The sequence below is a fragment of the Cellulomonas shaoxiangyii genome (assembly GCF_004798685.1).
Classification (GTDB): Bacteria; Actinomycetota; Actinomycetes; order Actinomycetales; family Cellulomonadaceae; genus Cellulomonas; species Cellulomonas shaoxiangyii.
Genome location: NZ_CP039291.1, coordinates 894,283 through 911,708, shown reverse-complemented (window position 1 = coordinate 911,708; position 17,426 = coordinate 894,283). Strand labels below are relative to the sequence as shown.

General features: G+C 73.8%; 15 protein-coding genes. 1 reads left to right on the top strand and 14 read right to left on the bottom strand.

Features of this window, described 5'->3' with window-relative positions; all coding sequences use genetic code 11:
* Nucleotide 1 precedes the first annotated feature (1 nt).
* The 14 genes from nuoL to E5225_RS04060 all read right to left on the bottom strand — a co-directional run bounded on the left by nuoL (nt 2) and on the right by E5225_RS04060 (nt 15,936).
* Entirely contained in the window at nt 2-1,981 is a 1,980-nt protein-coding gene (gene nuoL / locus E5225_RS04125; RefSeq protein WP_243738155.1) for an NADH-quinone oxidoreductase subunit L, read from the bottom strand.
* 10 nt (nt 1,982-1,991) lie between these two features.
* Entirely contained in the window at nt 1,992-2,291 is a 300-nt protein-coding gene (gene nuoK / locus E5225_RS04120) for an NADH-quinone oxidoreductase subunit NuoK (RefSeq protein WP_135972903.1), read from the bottom strand.
* Nucleotides 2,288-3,295 (bottom strand): NADH-quinone oxidoreductase subunit J, encoded by a 1,008-nt coding sequence (locus E5225_RS04115; RefSeq protein ID WP_135972904.1) that lies wholly within the window; start codon nt 3,293-3,295, stop codon nt 2,288-2,290. The genes nuoK and E5225_RS04115 overlap by 4 nt, the downstream gene beginning before the upstream one ends.
* Complete coding sequence (gene nuoI / locus E5225_RS04110) at nt 3,292-3,978, bottom strand: NADH-quinone oxidoreductase subunit NuoI (RefSeq protein WP_279536531.1); 687 nt, start codon at nt 3,976-3,978, stop codon at nt 3,292-3,294. Before nuoI ends, E5225_RS04115 begins: the two co-directional genes overlap by 4 nt.
* Before the next feature lie 103 nt (nt 3,979-4,081).
* Nucleotides 4,082-5,458 carry an NADH-quinone oxidoreductase subunit NuoH gene (gene nuoH, locus E5225_RS04105; RefSeq protein ID WP_135972906.1) on the bottom strand — a complete coding sequence of 459 codons (1,377 nt, stop codon included), beginning with the start codon at nt 5,456-5,458 and terminating at the stop codon, nt 4,082-4,084.
* A complete protein-coding gene (locus E5225_RS04100; protein ID WP_135972907.1) occupies nt 5,455-8,145 on the bottom strand; it encodes an NADH-quinone oxidoreductase subunit G in 2,691 nt (896 codons plus the stop codon). Before E5225_RS04100 ends, nuoH begins: the two co-directional genes overlap by 4 nt.
* Nucleotides 8,142-9,479 (bottom strand): NADH-quinone oxidoreductase subunit NuoF, encoded by a 1,338-nt coding sequence (gene nuoF, locus E5225_RS04095; RefSeq protein WP_135972908.1) that lies wholly within the window; start codon nt 9,477-9,479, stop codon nt 8,142-8,144. Before nuoF ends, E5225_RS04100 begins: the two co-directional genes overlap by 4 nt.
* Entirely contained in the window at nt 9,476-10,474 is a 999-nt protein-coding gene (gene nuoE, locus E5225_RS04090) for an NADH-quinone oxidoreductase subunit NuoE (RefSeq protein ID WP_135972909.1), read from the bottom strand. Before nuoE ends, nuoF begins: the two co-directional genes overlap by 4 nt.
* On the bottom strand, nt 10,474-11,829 hold the full coding sequence (locus E5225_RS04085; protein ID WP_135972910.1) for an NADH-quinone oxidoreductase subunit D: 1,356 nt from the start codon (nt 11,827-11,829) through the stop codon (nt 10,474-10,476). The genes nuoE and E5225_RS04085 overlap by 1 nt, the downstream gene beginning before the upstream one ends.
* Nucleotides 11,829-12,521, bottom strand: coding sequence for an NADH-quinone oxidoreductase subunit C (locus E5225_RS04080; protein ID WP_243738159.1), 693 nt, complete (start codon nt 12,519-12,521; stop codon nt 11,829-11,831). Before E5225_RS04080 ends, E5225_RS04085 begins: the two co-directional genes overlap by 1 nt.
* A 170-nt stretch (nt 12,522-12,691) precedes the next feature.
* The gene (locus tag E5225_RS04075) at nt 12,692-13,243 is read right to left on the bottom strand and encodes a NuoB/complex I 20 kDa subunit family protein (protein WP_135972911.1); all 552 of its coding nucleotides are present in this window, start codon (nt 13,241-13,243) and stop codon (nt 12,692-12,694) included.
* Nucleotides 13,244-13,321: 78 nt separating this feature from the next.
* A complete protein-coding gene (locus E5225_RS04070; RefSeq protein ID WP_135972912.1) occupies nt 13,322-13,684 on the bottom strand; it encodes an NADH-quinone oxidoreductase subunit A in 363 nt (120 codons plus the stop codon).
* A 76-nt stretch (nt 13,685-13,760) separates the two neighbouring features.
* Nucleotides 13,761-15,062 (bottom strand): geranylgeranyl reductase family protein, encoded by a 1,302-nt coding sequence (locus E5225_RS04065; protein WP_135972913.1) that lies wholly within the window; start codon nt 15,060-15,062, stop codon nt 13,761-13,763.
* A gap of 181 nt (nt 15,063-15,243) precedes the next feature.
* Nucleotides 15,244-15,936, bottom strand: coding sequence for a demethylmenaquinone methyltransferase (locus tag E5225_RS04060; RefSeq protein ID WP_135972914.1), 693 nt, complete (start codon nt 15,934-15,936; stop codon nt 15,244-15,246).
* A gap of 135 nt (nt 15,937-16,071) precedes the next feature.
* Here E5225_RS04060 and E5225_RS04055 point away from each other — a divergent pair, with 135 nt between their 5' ends.
* The gene (locus E5225_RS04055) at nt 16,072-17,409 is read left to right on the top strand and encodes an isochorismate synthase (protein ID WP_135972915.1); all 1,338 of its coding nucleotides are present in this window, start codon (nt 16,072-16,074) and stop codon (nt 17,407-17,409) included.
* The last annotated feature ends 17 nt before the right edge of the window (nt 17,410-17,426 follow it).

Sequence of the window (17,426 nt, the reverse complement as noted above, 5' to 3'; positions counted from 1 at the left end):
CTCAGCCGCGCACGGCAAGGACGACGACCGTGAGCGCCACGAGCCCGATGAGCATCGACGCGGCGTAGGACCGGGCGTACCCGTTCTGCACGCGGCGCACCGCGTCCCCGACGGCGACCGTGGCGTGACCCAGGCCGGTCGCCGCGTTGTCGACCACCGCCTTGTCGCCGTACACGAGCGAGCGCGTGAGGTAGCGGCCGGGCTCGACCAGGACGGCGTCGTTGACGACGTCCTGGTAGAGGTCCTTGCGCGCCGCGAGGGTGACCGCGGTGCCGCGCGGCGGCTCCACCGGGACCTGCCCGATCGCGTAGAGGCGCCAGGCGAGCACGAGCCCGATGACCACCGCGGCGAGCGTCGCACCGACGATGACCGGGATCGGCAGCACCGGGTCGTGGTGCTCGGCGTGCCCGACCGACGGCTCGAGCCACTCGACGAAGCCCCTGCTCGACAGCAGCCACCCGAGACCCACCGAGCCGACCGCCAGCACGACCATCGGCACGGTCATGAGCAGCGGGGACTCGTGCGGGTGCTGCGCCGACCCGTCGCGCTTCCGCGACCAGCGCTTCTGCCCCTCGAACGTGAGGAAGAACAGCCGGGACATGTAGAACGCGGTGATCCCGGCGCCCAGCAGCGCGACGCCGCCGAAGACCCACGCGCGCCACGGCTCGCCGTCGACCGGCACGAACGCCGCCTCGATGATCTTGTCCTTGCTCCAGAAGCCGGCGAACGGCGGGATCCCGAGGATCGCGAGCCAGCCGGCCATGAACGTGAGGTACGTGATCTTCATGTACCGACCGAGGCCCCCGAAGCGGCGCATGTCGACCTGGTCGTCCATGCCGTGCATGACCGACCCCGCCCCGAGGAACATGCCGGCCTTGAAGAAGCCGTGCGTGACGAGGTGGAAGATCGCGAACGCGTACCCGATGGGCCCGAGCCCCGCGGCGAGCACCATGTAGCCGATCTGCGACATCGTCGAGGCGGCGAGCGCCTTCTTGATGTCGTCCTTCGCGCAGCCGACGATCGCACCGAAGAGCAGCGTGATCGCGCCGACGACCGCGACGACCAGCTGGGCCGTCGGCGCCGCGGTGTAGATCGCGCCGGAGCGGATGATCAGGTACACGCCCGCCGTCACCATCGTGGCGGCGTGGATGAGCGCGGAGACGGGCGTCGGGCCGGCCATCGCGTCGCCGAGCCAGGACTGCAGCGGGAACTGCGCCGACTTGCCGCACGCGGCCAGCAGCAGCGCGAGGCCGATGAGCGTGAGCGTGCCCTCGCTCGCCTGCGCGACGCCGGCGTTCACCGTGCCGAAGTCCAGGCTGCCGAACGTCGTGAACATCAGTCCCATCGCGAGGATGAGCCCGACGTCGCCGACGCGGTTGGCGACGAACGCCTTCTTCGCGGCCACCGCGTACGGGGTGTGGTGGTTCCAGAAGCCGATCAGCAGGTACGACGCCAGGCCGACGCCCTCCCACCCGACGAACAGCAGCAGGTAGGAGTCGGCGAGCACCAGCAGGAGCATCGCCGCGACGAAGAGGTTGAGGTAGGCGAAGAACCGCCGGCGGTCGACGTCGTGCTCCATGTACGCCACGGAGTAGACGTGGATCAGCGTGCCGACGAACGTCACGAGCAGCACGAACGTCATCGCGAGCGGGTCGACGCGCAACCCGGCGTCGACGGTCAGCGCGCCCGCGTCGACCCACGTGCCGAGGGTCACGTCCTGCACGCGCTGCCCCGCGGGCAGGCCGAGCAGGCCGAGGGTCACGACGAGCGCGACGACGAAGGACGCGGCCGACGCGAGGACGCCGAGCCAGTGGCCCCAGCGGTCGGCGCGGCGGCCGAGCAGCAGGAGCACGGCGGCGGACACGAGCGGCACGACGACGAGCCAGGCGGCGGCGCGGGCGCCGGCCCAGGGCTCCGCGGCCACCGCCGCGTCGGCGGCCGTCACGACGGCAGGCGTCGTCAGGGACATCAGGGTGTGCACGTGCCGCCCCTCAGCTCTTCAGCAGGTTGACGTCGTCGACCGAGGCCGAGCGTCGGGTCCGGAAGATCGACACGATGATCGCGAGACCCACGACCACCTCGGCCGCCGCGACGACCATGACGAAGAATGCCAGCACCTGGCCCGTGAGGTTCCCGTGGTACCGCGAGAACGTCACGAGCAGCAGGTTCGTGGAGTTGAGCATGAGCTCGACGCCCATGAACACGACGATCGCGTTGCGCCGCAGCAGGACGGTGGTCGCGCCGATCGCGAAGAGGATCGCAGCCAGCACGAGGTAGTGGGTGAGGCTCACCGGACGACCTCCTCGTCGCGCATCTCGTCCCCGTCGGCGGTGTGCGCGTCCGCGCTGGCCGCACTCGACTCGTCCGCCCCGTCGGCGCCACCCGGCGCGTCCTGCGGGGCGTCCTCCTGGCCCGCGGCGTGCACGGCGAGGTCCCGGCCGCCGGTCGGCGGCCCGTCCCCCGTGGCGGACGTGAACGACCCGGCGCCGTTGGCCCAGCCGCCCGCGAGCACGCGGTCGATGCGGGCGGCGTACTCGCGCGCGTCCGCCTCCTGGCCGCGCACGCGCAGCACACGCGGCACCGACTGCTCGAGCGGACGGCCGTCGGGCCCGAGGGCCGGGACGTCCATCGCGTTGTGCCGTGCGTACACGCCGGGGGCGGGCAGCGGCACGAGGCTGCCGCCCTCGCGGACGCGGCGCTGGGCGAGCTCGCGCTGGCCGACGAGCGGCGTCAGGCGGCGGCGGTGCGTCAGCACGAGGGCGCCGAGCGCGGCGACGACGAGCAGGCAGCCGACCACCTCGAAGGCGAGCACGTGCTGGCCGAACACGAGCCGGGCGACCCCCACGGGGTTCGACGCCGCGTTGGCCTCCGCGAGACCGGCCGCCGGCGCGTACGCCGCGCGGCCCACGACGCCGGCGAGCACCACACCGAGCCCGACCCCCGCGAGCACCCCGATCCACCGCTGCCCGCGGATGGTCTCCACGAGCGAGTCGGACCGGTCGACGCCCACGAGCATGAGGACGAACAGGAACAGCATCATCACGGCGCCGGTGTAGACGACCACCTGCGCGACGCCGAGGAACACCGCGTCCTGCGCGACGTAGAGGAACGCCAGCGAGATCATCACGACGATGATCGCGAGCGCCGCGTGCACGGTCTTGCGCGCGAACAGCAGGCCCAGCGCGGCGAGCACCATGATCGGCGCGAGCACCCAGAACAGGACCGCCTCGGCGGTCGTCGTGCGGCCCGTCTCCTCGAGGGCCGCGGGGAGCACCGTGAGGAGCGCGCCGGTCATCGGGCACCCCCCTGGCGGCGGGCCGCCGCCGTGATCGCGGCCTGCGCGAGGCGCGTCTCGCCGAGGTCCGGCACGGTGGCGCCCTGCGCCGCGTTGGCGGGCAGCGTCGGGTCGTCGGGGCGGTGCTCGGCGACCCACGCCACCTGGTCCTCGGTCACGCCCGTGACCTCGCCGCGGTAGTAGTCGGTGTCCGTCGTGCCCTCGGCCATGGGGTGCGGGCTCGCGAGCTGGCCGGAGCGCAGCGGTGCGAGCAGGTCCTGCTTCTCCCAGATCATGCCCGCGCGCGTCGGCCCGCCGAGCTCGTACTCGTTCGTCATCGTCAGGGCGCGCGTCGGGCACGCCTCGATGCACAGGCCGCAGAAGATGCAGCGCAGGTAGTTGATCTGGTAGACGCGGCCGTACCGCTCCCCCGGCGAGAACTGCGCGTCGGGCGTGTTGTCGCCGCCCTCGACGTAGATCGCGTCCGCGGGGCACGCCCACGCGCACAGCTCGCACCCGATGCACTTCTCGAGCCCGTCGGGGTACCGGTTGAGCTGGTGGCGCCCGTGGTAGCGGGGCTTGGTCGGCGCCTGCTCCCGCGGGTACTGCTCCGTCACGGTCGGACGGAACATGTTCGACAGCGTCACGCCGAACCCGCCCACCGGGGCGAGCAGCTCGGCCAGGCCGGAGCGCTTCTCGATCAGCGACTCGTAGCCCTCGGCGGGCCGGTCGACCTCGCCGCCGCGCGGCGCGCGCTCGACGTCGCGACCGGCACGCCCGGCGTCACCGGCCGACTTCTTCTCGCGCTCAGCCACCGCGCACCTCCAGCGGGGTCTCGGGTCCGGACGGTCCTTGCAGCGGCGGGGGCGACGTGTCCGCATCCGTCGCGGTCGCGGCGAGCCGGCGCTGCGCACGGGGCGACGGCGGCAGCACCTGCCCCGGAAGCGGCGGCACGGGGTAGCCGTCGGCGAACGGGTCGAACGGCTCGGGCTCCGGCGGGGGCGCGGGCTTCTTCTCCGGCACCAGGAACGACACCACGAGCCCGACGAGCACGAGGCCCGCCAGCACGAACAGCGTCGTGCGCAGGTCGACGTCCCACAGCTGACGCAGCGCCTGGACCAGCGTCACCGCCACGACCCACACGAGCGCGGCGGGGATGAGCACCTTCCAGCCGATCTTCATGAACTGGTCGTAGCGGAAGCGCAGGACGGACCCGCGGATCCACACGAACACGAACATGAAGAACCACACCTTGGCGAGGAACCACAGCACCGGCCACCAGCCGGTGTTGAGCACGCCGTCGCCGATGGCCGACAGCGGCCACGGGGCGCGCCAGCCGCCGAAGAACAGCGTCGTGGCGACCGCCGACACGTTGAGCATGTTGATGTACTCGGCCAGGAAGAACCAGGCGAACTTCATGGACGAGTACTCGGTCATGTAGCCGGACACGAGCTCGCCCTCGGCCTCGGGGAGGTCGAACGGCAGCCGGTTCGTCTCGCCGACCATCGAGATCAGGTAGATGACGAACGCCGGCAGCAGCGGCAGGAACCACCAGACCTGGGTCTGGGAGTCGACGATCTGCGACGTCGACATCGACCCCGCCATGATGAACACGCTGACCAGGGACAGGCCCATCGCGAGCTCGTAGGAGATGACCTGCGCCGTGGAGCGCACCCCGCCGAGCAGCGGGTACGTCGAGTTCGAGGACCAGCCGCCGAGCACGATCCCGTACACCCCGACGGCGGCGCACGCGAGGATGTACAGCACCGCGACCGGGAAGTCCGTGAGCTGCAGCGGCGTGAGCACCCCGAAGATGCTGACCTCGGGCCCGAACGGGATGACCGCGAAGGTGAGCAGCGAGCAGAACACCGCGATCATCGGCGCGACGATGTAGACGAGCTTGTCGGCCGCCTTGACGGTGACGTCCTCCTTGACCAGGAGCTTCATCGCGTCGGCGAGCGACTGCAGCAGGCCGAACGGGCCGTGCACGTTGGGCCCGGGCCGCACCTGCATGCGGGCGACGACCTTGCGCTCGAACCAGATGGCGATGAGCACGCTCGTCAGCAGGAAGACGATGATCGCGACGGCCTTGAGCAGCCACACCCAGAACACGTCCTGGCTGAAGTCGGCGCTGACGCCCACCTGGGCGCCGTCGCCGACGGCCGCGGACAGCAGCGGGCTCATGCGCGCTCCCCCTCGTCGATGCGGACGCCGGACACGGCCTCCGCGGTGTCGCCCGTCAGCGGGCCGGTGGACGGTGCGGCGACCGGCCGGACGTCGACGTCCGCGGCCGGCGCGAGGCGCACGACCGTTCCGGCGCCGGCGCCGAGCACGTCGCGCACCGCGCAGCCGCGGGCGTTCGTCGGCAGCCACACCACGTGGTCCGGCATGTCGGCGACGAGCACCGGCACCCGCACGGCCCCGCGGTCGGTCGAGACCTCGATCTGCCCGCCGTCGACCACCCGGGCGGCCGCCGCCGTGGTGGCGGACACGCGCGCCAGCGGCTGCTTGGCCGTGCCCGCGAGGTACGGCTCACCGTCCTGCAGGCGGCCGCCGTCGAGCAGCTGGTGCCACGTGGCGAGCACCGCGTGCCCCGGCGGGACCGCGGGCGGCTCCGCGACGTCGACGTCCGGCGCGGGGACGCGCGCGCCGTCCCAGCCGCCGAGCTGGTCGAGCTCGGCGTGCACCGCGGCGAGCGACCCGGTGCCGAGCTCGACGCCGAGCGCGTCGGCGAGACGGTCGAGCACGCGGTGGTCCGCCAGCGCCGTGCTGGCCAGCGCCTGGCCGAACGGGCGCGGGCGCCCCTCCCAGGTCACGAACGTGCCGGGCTTCTCGACCGGGGGCGCGACCGGCAGGACGACGTCCGCGCGGTCGGTCACCTCCGAGGCGCGCACCTCGAGCGAGACGAGGAACGGCACGGCGTCGAGGGCCGCCCGGGCCAGCCGCGGGTCGGCGTGGTCCGCCGGGTCGACGCCGCCCACCACGAGGGCGCCGAGGTGACCCTCGGCGGCCGCCGCGAGGAGCTGGTCGGCGCTGCGGCCGGGCGTGGCCGGCAGGTCGTCGACGCCCCACACCGCGGCCATGTCGACGCGGGCCGCGGAGTCGGCGACGGGGCGCCCCCCGGGGAGCAGGCTCGGGAGCGTGCCGGCCTCGACGGCGCCACGCTCGCCCGCACGGCGCGGGACCCACGCGAGACGCGCACCCGTCCGCTCGGTGAGCCGCAGCACCGCCGACAGCAGGCCGGGCACCTCGGCGGCCCGCTCGCCGACGAGCACGACGGCGCCCGGCTCGGCCAGCGCCGTCGCGGCGTCGGCCAGCAGCGCCTCGCCCGCCGACGGGTCGAGCGCGTCGACGACCTCGGGCTCCGTGCCGGGGGCGGCGGGCAGCAGCGTGGCGGCGAGCCGCTCGAGGCCGCGGCTCGCGACCGCGGCCACCGACAGCACGCGGGTGCGGCCGGCGACGACCCGGTCGCGCAGCCGCAGGAAGACGATGCCGCCTTCCTCCTCGGGCTCGTACGCGACGCACAGGACGGTCGGCGCGGCCACGAGGTCCGCGAACGTCACGGCGAGCGTGCGCCCCGCGACGACGTGGCCGAGGAACGCCTCCTCCTCCGCCGAGTGCGGGCGGGACCGGTGGTCGACGTCGTTCGTGCGCAGCGCGACGCGCGCCAGCTTGGCGTACGCGTACGCGTCCTCGAGCGTGAGCCGCCCGCCGGGCAGCACGCCGACGCCCGCGCCGGCCGCGACCGCGGCCTGCAGGCCGACGGCCGCCGTGTCGAGCGCCTCGGACCAGCTGCACGGCTCGAGCGGGCCGCGCACGCCGTCGGCGAGCCGGCGGCGCACCATCGGGGTCGTGAGACGGTCGGCCGCGGACTGCCAGCGGAACGCGAAGCGGTCCTTGTCGGTGACCCACTCCTGGTTGACGGTCGGGTCCTCGCCCGCCAGCCGGCGCAGCACGACGCCGCGGCGGTGGTCGACGCGGATGGCGGACCCGTTGCTGTCGTGCTCGGCGATGCCGGGCGTCGACACCAGGTCGAACGGCCGCGCGCGGAACCGGTACGCGGCCGACGTCAGCGCGCCGACCGGGCAGATCTGCACGGTGTTCCCGGAGAAGTAGGACGAGAACGGCCGGCCGCTCGTGTCGAGCGTCGCCGCGCCGACGGGCGTCTCCCCCGCGAAGCCGAGGACGTCGGTGTCGAACGTCCCGATCTGCTGCTGGGCCCCGCGCTTCTGCAGGTCGATCCAGACGTCGCCGGCGACCTCCTCGGAGAACCGGGTGCAGCGCTGGCACAGCACGCACCGCTCCCGGTCGAGCAGCACCTGCGTCGAGACCGCGATGGGCTTGGGGAACGTGCGCTTGACGTCGACGAACCGCGTCGCGGTGCGCCCGTTGCTCATCGCCTGGTTCTGCAGGGGGCACTCGCCGCCCTTGTCGCAGACCGGGCAGTCGAGGGGGTGGTTGATGAGCAGCAGCTCCATGACGCCGTGCTGGGCCTTGTCCGCCTCGGGCGACGTGTGCTGCGTCTTCACCTGCATGCCGGGCGTGGCCTCGAGGGTGCAGGAGGCCTGCGGCTTCGGCATCTTCGCGACGTTGCCGTCCCGGCCGGGCGCCCACACCTCGACCAGGCACTGGCGGCACGCGCCGGCGGGCGCGAGCAGCGGGTGGTCGCAGAACCGCGGGATCTGGATGCCGAGGCGCTCGGCGGCGCGGATGACGAGCGTGCCCTTCGGCACGGTCGTCTCCAGGCCGTCGATCGTGAACGTGACGGTCGCCTCCGGCTCCGGCACGTCGACCGGCGGGGCCGCCGGGACGAGCGGCGTGACCGCGTCGGCGCGCCCACCGGTGCGCGGGTTCGGGGTCGTGATGGTCATGCGTGCACCCCCGCGAGCTGCGTACGACGACGCGGCGTGTAGTCGAAGCGCGCGCTGCGCTCCGGGGGGAAGAGCACGTCCGCAGGCGTGTGCATGCCGGCCTCGAACTCCTCCCGGAAGTACTGCACGGCGCTCGTGACGGGGCTGGTCGCGCCGTCACCGAGCGCGCAGAACGCGCGACCGAGGATGTTGTCGCACAGGTCGAGCAGCAGGTCGATGTCCCCGCTCGTGCCCTGGCCGGCCTCGATCCGCTGGAGGACCTGCAGCAGCCAGTACGTGCCCTCGCGGCACGGCGTGCACTTGCCGCAGGACTCGTGCTTGTAGAACGCCATCCACCGCGTGACCGCGCGGACCACCGACACGGTCTCGTCGAAGATCTGCAGCGCACGCGTGCCGAGCATGGACCCGGCCTTGCCGACCGACTCGTAGTCGAGCGGCACGTCGAGGTGCTCCGCGGTGAAGATCGGCGTCGACGACCCGCCGGGCGTCCAGAACTTCAGCTCGTGGCCGGCGCGCACGCCGCCCGCCATGTCGAGCAGCTCGCGCAGCGTGATGCCGAGCGGCGCCTCGTACTGGCCGGGGCGCTCGACGTGGCCCGAGAGGGAGAACAGGCCGTGCCCGGCCGACCGCTCGGTGCCCATCGACGTGAACCACGACGCCCCGCCGACGAGGATCGCCGGCACCGAGGCGATCGACTCGACGTTGTTGACGACCGTGGGGCGCGCGTACAGGCCCGCGACCGCGGGGAACGGCGGCTTGAGCCGCGGCTGGCCGCGCAGGCCCTCCAGCGAGTCGAGCAGCGCGGTCTCCTCGCCGCAGATGTACGCACCCGCGCCGGCGTGCACCGTGACGTCGAGGTCGACGCCCGTGCCGAGGATGTCCTTGCCGAGGTAGCCCGCGGCGTACGCCTCCTCGACCGCCCGCAGCAGGCGGCGGTAGACGTGCAGGACCTCGCCCCGCACGTAGATGAACGCGTGCGTGCAGCCGATCGCGTACGACGTGATCGCGACGCCCTCGAGCAGCACCTGCGGGCTCGCCATCATCAGCGGGATGTCCTTGCAGGTCCCGGGCTCGGACTCGTCGGCGTTGACGACGAGGTAGCGCGGGCCGCCGTCGGGCGCGGGCAGGAAGCCCCACTTCATGCCCGTCGGGAAGCCGGCGCCGCCGCGGCCGCGCAGGCCGGAGTCCTTGACCGTCGTCACGACGTCGGCGGGCTGCATGGTCAGCGCGCGTCGCAGGCCGCGGTAGCCGCCGTTGGCCTCGTACGTGGCCAGGGTCCAGGACCGGTCCGCGTCCCAGTGCGCGGACAGGACGGGTGCCAGGGTCGTCATCACGACTCCTTCGCGTCGTCGGTGCGCTGCCGGCGCCGCTGGCTCTCGGCCGACGTGTCGGACGGCGTCGTCGCCGGGCGGTCGGCGCTGGACTCCTCGGCACCGACCTTGGGGTCGGCACCCGGCTGCTGACCGGCGGGCGTGGGGCCGGCGTCGGTCGTGGGCGTGACGTCCCCGGGCTCCGACCGGTCCGCGGGCGGCGTCGGGGCGGCGGGCCGGGCCGGGTCGGCGGGCCGGTCCGGCTCCGCGGGCTGGTCGCCGGCGTGCTCGGCGTCGGGGAGGTCCGGCGCTCGCCAGCCCTTCTCCTTCGCCAGCAGCGTGCCGCGCAGGGTCGCCGGGCCGGCGCCCACGCCCTCGTCGGCGCGGCCGTCGGGGAAGCCCGCCAGCACGCGGCTCATCTGCTTGAACGTGCAGACCGACGCGGCACCGCGCGACGGCGCGACCGGCACGCCCTCGCGGAGGCGGTCCACGACGTCGCGCGCCGACTCGGGCGTCTGGTCGTCGAAGAACTCCCAGTTGACCATCACGACGGGTGCGTAGTCGCACGCCGCGTTGCACTCGATCCGCTCGAGCGTGATCGCGCCGTCCGCGGTGGTCTCGTCGTGGTCGACCCCGAGGTGCTCGGTGAGGTCCTCCCAGATCGCGTCCCCGCCCATGACCGCGCACAGCGTGTTCGTGCAGACGCCCACCGTGTACGTGCCGTTGGGGTGGCGCTTGTACTGCGTGTAGAACGTCGCGACGGCGGACACCTCGGCCGTCGTCAGGCTCAGCTGCCCGGCGCAGAACGCGATGCCGCGCGGGCTGACGTAGCCGTCCTCCGCCTGCACCAGGTGCAGCATGGGCAGCAGCGCCGACCGCTCCTGCGGGTAGCGCGCCATGATCTGGGCGGCGTCCGCCGCGAGGCGCTCGCGCGTCGCGTCGTCGTACCCCGTGGCGTGCCGGTCCCCCGGCACCCGGCCGGCGGGGTTGGCCGCCGGCGTCTCGTGCTGCACCGACATCAGCGGTCCACCCCTCCCAGCACCGGGTCGAGAGACGCGACCGCGACGACGACGTCGGCGACCTGCCCGCCCTCGCACATCATCGAGACGGCCTGCAGGTTGTTGAACGACGGGTCGCGGAAGTGCGCCCGGTACGGCTTCGTGCCGCCGTCCGACACCAGGTGCACGCCGAGCTCGCCGCGCGGGTGCTCCACGGACTGGAACACCTGGCCGGCGGGCACCCGGAAGCCCTCGGTCACCAGCTTGAAGTGGTGGATCAGGGCCTCCATCGACTCGCCCATGATCTCCCTGATGTGCCCGAGGGAGTTGCCCATCCCGTCGGTGCCGATGGCCAGCTGCGCCGGCCAGGCGATCTTCTTGTCGTGCACCATGACGTCGCCCGCGGGCATGGCCGCGAGCCGGTCGAGGGTCTGCTCGATGATCCGCATCGACTGGTAGCACTCCTCGATGCGCAGGAGCAGGCGGGACCAGGAGTCCGCGCCGTCGTTGACGGGGACGTCGAAGTCGTACGTCTCGTACCCGCAGTACGGCGACGCCTTGCGCACGTCGTACGGCAGCCCGGTCGAGCGCAGCACGGGCCCGGTGATGCCGAGCGCCGTGCACGCGGCGAGGCTGAGCGTGCCGACGTCCTTCATGCGCGCCTGCAGGATCGGGTTGGCCAGCATGAGGTCCTCGAGCTGGCGGAACCAGTGCCGCAGGTTCGTCAGCGCCTCACGGATGCTGTCGATCGCACCCGGCGGGATGTCCTGCGCGACGCCGCCCGGCCGGATGTACGCGTGGTTCATCCGCAGGCCCGTGATCAGCTCGAAGACCTTGAGGATCTCCTCACGCGCCGTGAACCCGGTGGTCATGATGGTCGTGGCGCCGAGCTCGTTGCCGCCCGTGGCCAGGCACACCGTGTGCGACGCGATCCGGTTGAGCTCCATCATCAGGACGCGGATGACGGTGGCCCGCTCGGGCACGTCGTCCGTGATCCCCAGCAGCTTCTCGATGGCGAGGCAGTACGCGGCCTCCTGGAACAGCGGCGCGAGGTAGTCCATGCGGGTGCAGAACGTCACGCCCTGGGTCCAGTTGCGGTACTCCATGTTCTTCTCGATGCCCGTGTGCAGGTAGCCGATGCCGGCCCGCGCCTCGGTGACGGTCTCGCCGTCGATCTCGAGCATCAGGCGGAGCACGCCGTGCGTCGACGGGTGCTGGGGACCCATGTTGACGACGATGCGCTCCTCGCCGAGGCGGGCGGCCTCCTCGGCGATGTCCGACCAGTCGCCGCCGGACGCCTCGAAGGAGGGCGTGCCGGCGTCGTCGTCGACGACGTGCGCGGTGGCGCGGGGGGTGTGCGAGGTGGGGGCGGTCATCAGCTGTACGACCTCCGCTGGTCCGGGGGCGGCACGGAGGCGCCCTTGTACTCGACCGGGATGCCCCCGAGGGGGTAGTCCTTGCGCTGCGGGTGGCCCGGCCAGTCGTCGGGCATCTCGATCCGCGCGAGCCCGGGGTGGCCGTCGAAGACGATGCCGAAGAAGTCCCAGGTCTCCCGCTCGTGCCAGTCGTTCGCCGGGTACACCGACGTGAGCGACGGGACGTGCGGGTCGTCGTCCGCGACCGCCACCTCGAACCGCAGACGGCGGCCGTGGGTGATCGACACGACGTGGTAGACCGCGTGCAGCTCGCGGCCCGTCTCGTGCGGGTAGTGCACGCCGCTGACGCCGAGGCTCATCTCGAACCGCAGGTCGGGGTCGTCCCGCAGCGCGCGGGCCAGCTCGACGAGGTGCTCGCGCCGCACGTGCAGCGTGAGCTCCTCCCGGTCGACGACGACGTACTCGACGGCGTTCGCGAAGCCGGTGCCCGACTCGTCGAGCACCTCGGCCAGGATGTCGACGACCTCGTCGAACCAGCCGCCGTACGGACGCTCGCTGGGACCGGGCAGCGCGATCGTGCGGACCAGGCCCCCGAAGCCGGACGTGTCGCCCGACCCGGCGACGCCGAACATGCCGGTGCGCACGTCGACGATGTCGAGCGGTGTCCGCGCCGGCCCGGCGTCGGCGCGCACGTTCTGCGAGCCGGCCTCGAGGGCGGCGGCGGACGTCTGCTGCGCGACCGCGGCCGACGGGCTCGTGCTGCCCGCACCGGGCTGCACCGCCGCCGCGGCGTCGGCCTTCTCCCCCGCCGGCACGGGCGCGGCGCCCTCGGCGGGACGCCGCTCGGGGTTGTGCTCGGCGCTCACCGCAGCAGGCCCGTCATGTGGGAGGTCGGCGTCGCGGCGAGCGCGGCGGCCTCGGCGGCCGCGACCGCCTCCTTGCGGTTCACGCCGAGCGGCGCGTTCTGGATCTGGTCGTGCAGCGCGAGGATCGCGTGCGTGAGCATCTCCGGCCGCGGCGGGCAGCCGGGCAGGTAGATGTCGACGGGCACGATGTGGTCCACGCCCTGCACGATCGCGTAGTTGTTGAACATGCCGCCGCTGGACGCGCAGACGCCCATCGACAGCACCCACTTGGGCTCGGCCATCTGGTCGTAGACCTGCCGCACGACCGGCGCCATCTTCTGGCTCACCCGGCCCGCGACGATCATCAGGTCCGCCTGGCGCGGCGACGCACGGAACACCTCCATGCCGAAGCGCGAGATGTCGTACCGGCTCGCACCGGTCGCCATCATCTCGATCGCGCAGCACGCGAGGCCGAACGTCACCGGCCACAGCGAGCCCTTGCGGAAGTAGCCGACGAGGTCCTCGACCGTCGTCAGCAGGAAGCCCGAGGGCGCTTCCTCGATGCCCATGTCAGCCCCTCCTCGGGTGCGACGTCGGTGCCGTCGTGGTGCGGGTGCGTGCGCCCGTGCGTGCGGGCGCCGGTGCGGTCAGTCCCACTCGAACCCGCCACGCTTCCACTCGTAGACGAACGGCACGGTGATGAGGACGAGGAACGCGAGCATCGCGACGAGGCCGAAGGTGGCCAGCTCGGCGAAGCTCACGGCCCACGGGTAGAGGAAGACGACCTCGATGTCGAAGATGATGAAGGTCATCGCGACGAGGTAGTACTTGATCGGGAAGCGCCCGCCGCCGATCGCGTGCGGCGTGGGCTCGATGCCGCACTCGTACGCCTCGAGCTTGGCGCGGTTGTAGCGCTTGGGCCCGAGGATCGCGCTCGCGCCCACGCCGCCGAGCGCCAGGACGCCGGCGATGCCCATCATCACCAGCAGCGGCACGTACGGGTTCGTCATCGTGCGGTCCTCCTCGGCGAGGTCCGGCGGGCGCCGGGGTCGTGCGGGGCGTGGGCGTCGTGCGGGGTGGTGCGGGTCAGGCGGCCGGGGCGATCCTCGCCAGGCCGGCGATGACGCGGTCGACCACGTCCCCGCCGCGCGGCTCGTAGCAGTCGGACAGGAGCTTGAGCACGAACCGCATCAGCAACGGCCGCGGCAGACCGTACCGGGTGCACAGCCGCATGACCTGCGGGTGCTCGATCAGCCGGACGAAGAGCCGCCCGAGCGTGTAGTACCCGCCGAGGTCGTCCTTCATGCGGGACTGGTAGGTGGCCAGCGCGCTCTCCCGGCCGGCGGCCGAGCCGCGCGCGAGGCCCTGCGCGATCGCGTCGCCGGCGACGCGCCCGGCCTGCAGGCCGTACGCGATGCCCTCGCCGTTGAACGGGCTGACCATGCCCGCGGCGTCGCCGGCCAGCAGGAGCCCGTCGGCGTACAGCGGCCCGCGGTTGAAGCCCATGGGCAGCGCGGCGCCACGCACGGGCGCCACCTGGTTCTCCGGCGTGAACTCCCACTCGGCGGGCGCGTTGGCCATCCACCGCGCGAACAGGTCCTTGTAGTCGACCTTCGTCGCGGCCGCCGTCGAGCTCACGGAGCCGAGCCCGACGTTCGCGGTGCCGTCGCCGAGGGAGAAGATCCAGCCGTAGCCCGGCATGAGGTTCGAGCGGCCGGGCGCACCGTCCCACAGCTCGAGGTGCGACTCCATCCACGGGTCGTCGTGCCGCGGCGTGCGGAAGTACGTGCGGACGGCGACACCCATCGGGCGGTCGTCGCGCTTGGCGCGGCCCACGGCCGTCGCGAGGCGCGCGGAGACGCCGTCGGCGGCGACCACGACGGGTGCGCGGTAGGTGACCTCGTCGCCCGCGTCGACCGTGCGGCGCCCGTCGTGGTCGACCGACCGGGCGCGGACGCCGACCACGCGTCCCGTGCGCTCGTCCCGCACCGGCGCCGTGACGGACGTGCGCTCGCGCAGCTTCGCGCCGGCGGACCGGGCGTGCTCGGCGAGCGTCTGGTCGAACGACGTGCGGGCACGGGCGAGGCCGTAGGAGGGGTAGACCGACAGCTCGGGCCACGCGAGCTCGAGGCGGTGCCCGCCGCCGATCACGCGCAGACCCTTGTTGCGGATCCAGCCGTCCTGCTCGCGCACGGGCACGCCCATGCGCACCAGCTCGGCCACCGCGCGGGGCGTCAGCCCGTCGCCGCAGATCTTGTCGCGGGGGAAGGACGCCTTCTCGAGCAGCAGCACGTCGAGGCCCGCGGCTGCGCAGTGGTACGCCGCGGAGGCCCCTGCAGGGCCTGCACCTACGACGATGACGTCGGCGTCATCGTGCGCTGTGCCCACCGCGTCCACCCCACTTGTGACGTCGTTCACGTGCGACCCTGCGAGTGTAACCAGCGTCCCGCGGCCTGTCTGCGAAGGTAGTGCTTACCTGGCGGCCGGATCGGGACCGCGGTCCCGTGACCTGGGCCGACGCGTGTGCTGCGGTGGGCCGGGAGGGGTGCGGGTCCCCCGGCGCCGGGCCCTACGGGCGCCGGCCGCGGTGCAGCGCGACGATGCCGCCGGACAGGTTGCGGTACGCGACGTCGACCCAGCCCGCGTCCTTCAGCAGGAGCCCGAGCTCGCGCTGGTCGGGCCACGCGCGGATCGACTCGGCGAGGTAGACGTACGCGTCCGACTCCTTCGCCACCGCGCGCGCCACGGGCGGCAGGGCGCGCATGAGGTAGTTCGTGTACACCGCGCGGAACGGCGCGAACGTGGGGCGCGAGAACTCGCACACGACCAGGCGGCCGCCCGGCCGGGTGACGCGCAGCATCTCGGCGAGCGCCGCCTCGGGGTCCGGCACGTTGCGCAGCCCGAACGAGATCGTCACGGCGTCGAACGCCGCGTCCGCGAAGGGCAGGCGCAGCGCGTCCCCCGCCACGAAGGGCAGGTCCGGCCGGCGCCGCTTGCCCACGCCGAGCATCCCGGTCGACAGGTCGCACGGCACGACGTGCACGCCCGCGTCCGCCAGCGGCTCGCTCGACGTGCCGGTGCCGGCCGCGAGGTCGAGGACGGTCTCGCCCCGCTGCGCGCCCAGCGCGGCGAGGGTCGCGCGCCGCCACGCCCGGTCCTGGCCGAGGGAGAGGACGTCGTTCGTCACGTCGTACCGGCGCGCGACGGCGTCGAACATGACGGCGACGTCGCGGGGGTCCTTGTCGAGGGTGGCGCGGGGCATGGCTCCATCGTGGCAGGTCGCCGGCGGCGGCCACGCGGCGCGGCACCCCACCGGGACGGCGCACCCGTGTGACGTACGCCCGACCGGGCCTCCCCCGCCCGCCCCGGACCGTGCGAGGACCTACCCTGGCAGGCGATGAGCACGTCGAGCACCGCCCCCGCGCGCGAGCCCCTGCCCCGTGCGCTCGTGGTCCGCACGGTGGCCGTCGACGACCTGCCGGCGCGGGACGGCGGCAGCCCGGACCCGGCCGACCTGCTCGACCTCCTGCCCGCCGACGCCCCGCTCGCGTGGGTGCGGCGCGGCGACGGCCTCGTCGCGTGGGGCGAGGCCGCCCGTGTCGAGGTGCACGGGGCCGACCGGTTCGCCGCCGCCGAGCGCGCGTGGCACGAGGTCGTGGCCCACGCGATCGTCCGCGACGAGGTGCGTCTGCCCGGCACGGGCCCGGTCGCCTTCGCGTCGTTCGCGTTCGACGACGACTCCGCGGCGGGCGGCGTGCTCGTCGTGCCGCGCGTCGTGGTCGGCCGCCGCGACGGCCGCACGTGGCTGACGACCCTGACCGACGCGGGCCGGCTCGGCGCCGCGCCCCGGCTGCGCGACGTCGCCCCGCCGCGCACGACGCCCGCGCCGCCGGGCGAGGTCACGTACCGCGACGGCGCCGTCGACGCCGACGACTGGCTCGACGTCGTCGCCCGCGGGGTCGCCGCCATCCGCGCGGGGGACGTGGAGAAGGTCGTGCTCGCGCGGGACGTCGAGGCGCGCACGTCCCGGCCCCTCGACGTGCGGTGGGCGCTGCAGCGCCTGGCGGACCGCTACCGCTCCTGCTGGACGTTCAGCGTCGACGGCCTCGTCGGCGCCACGCCGGAGCTGCTCGTGCGCTCCGAGCGCGGCCTGGTGACGTCGCGCGTCCTCGCCGGCACCATCCGGCGGACCGGCGACGACGCCGCCGACATGGGCCGCGCCGCGATCCTCGCGCACTCGTCCAAGGACCTCGAGGAGCACGAGTACGCCGTCGCGTCCGTCGCGCGGGCGCTCGCGCCGTTCTGCTCGTCCTCGAACGTGCCGGACGTGCCGTTCGTGCTCTCGCTGCCCAACGTGCTGCACCTCGCGTCCGACGTGACGGGCGTGCTCGCCACGCCCGCCGGCGACGAGCACCCCACGTCGCTGGCCCTCGCGGCCGCGCTGCACCCGACCGCCGCCGTGTGCGGCACGCCCACCGAGGCGGCGCGGCGCCTCATCACGCGCGTCGAGGGCATGGACCGCGGCCGCTACGCCGGCCCGGTGGGCTGGCTCGGCGCCGACGGCGACGGCGAGTGGGGCATCGCGCTGCGGTCCGCGCAGCTGGACCCCGCGGACCCGCACCGCCTGCGCCTGTTCGCCGGGTGCGGCGTCGTCGCCGCGTCCGACCCGGCCTCCGAGCTCGCCGAGTCCCGCGCCAAGCTCGAGCCGATGCGGTTCGCGCTCGGCAGCGACTGACCGCTCCGCCGCCCGCT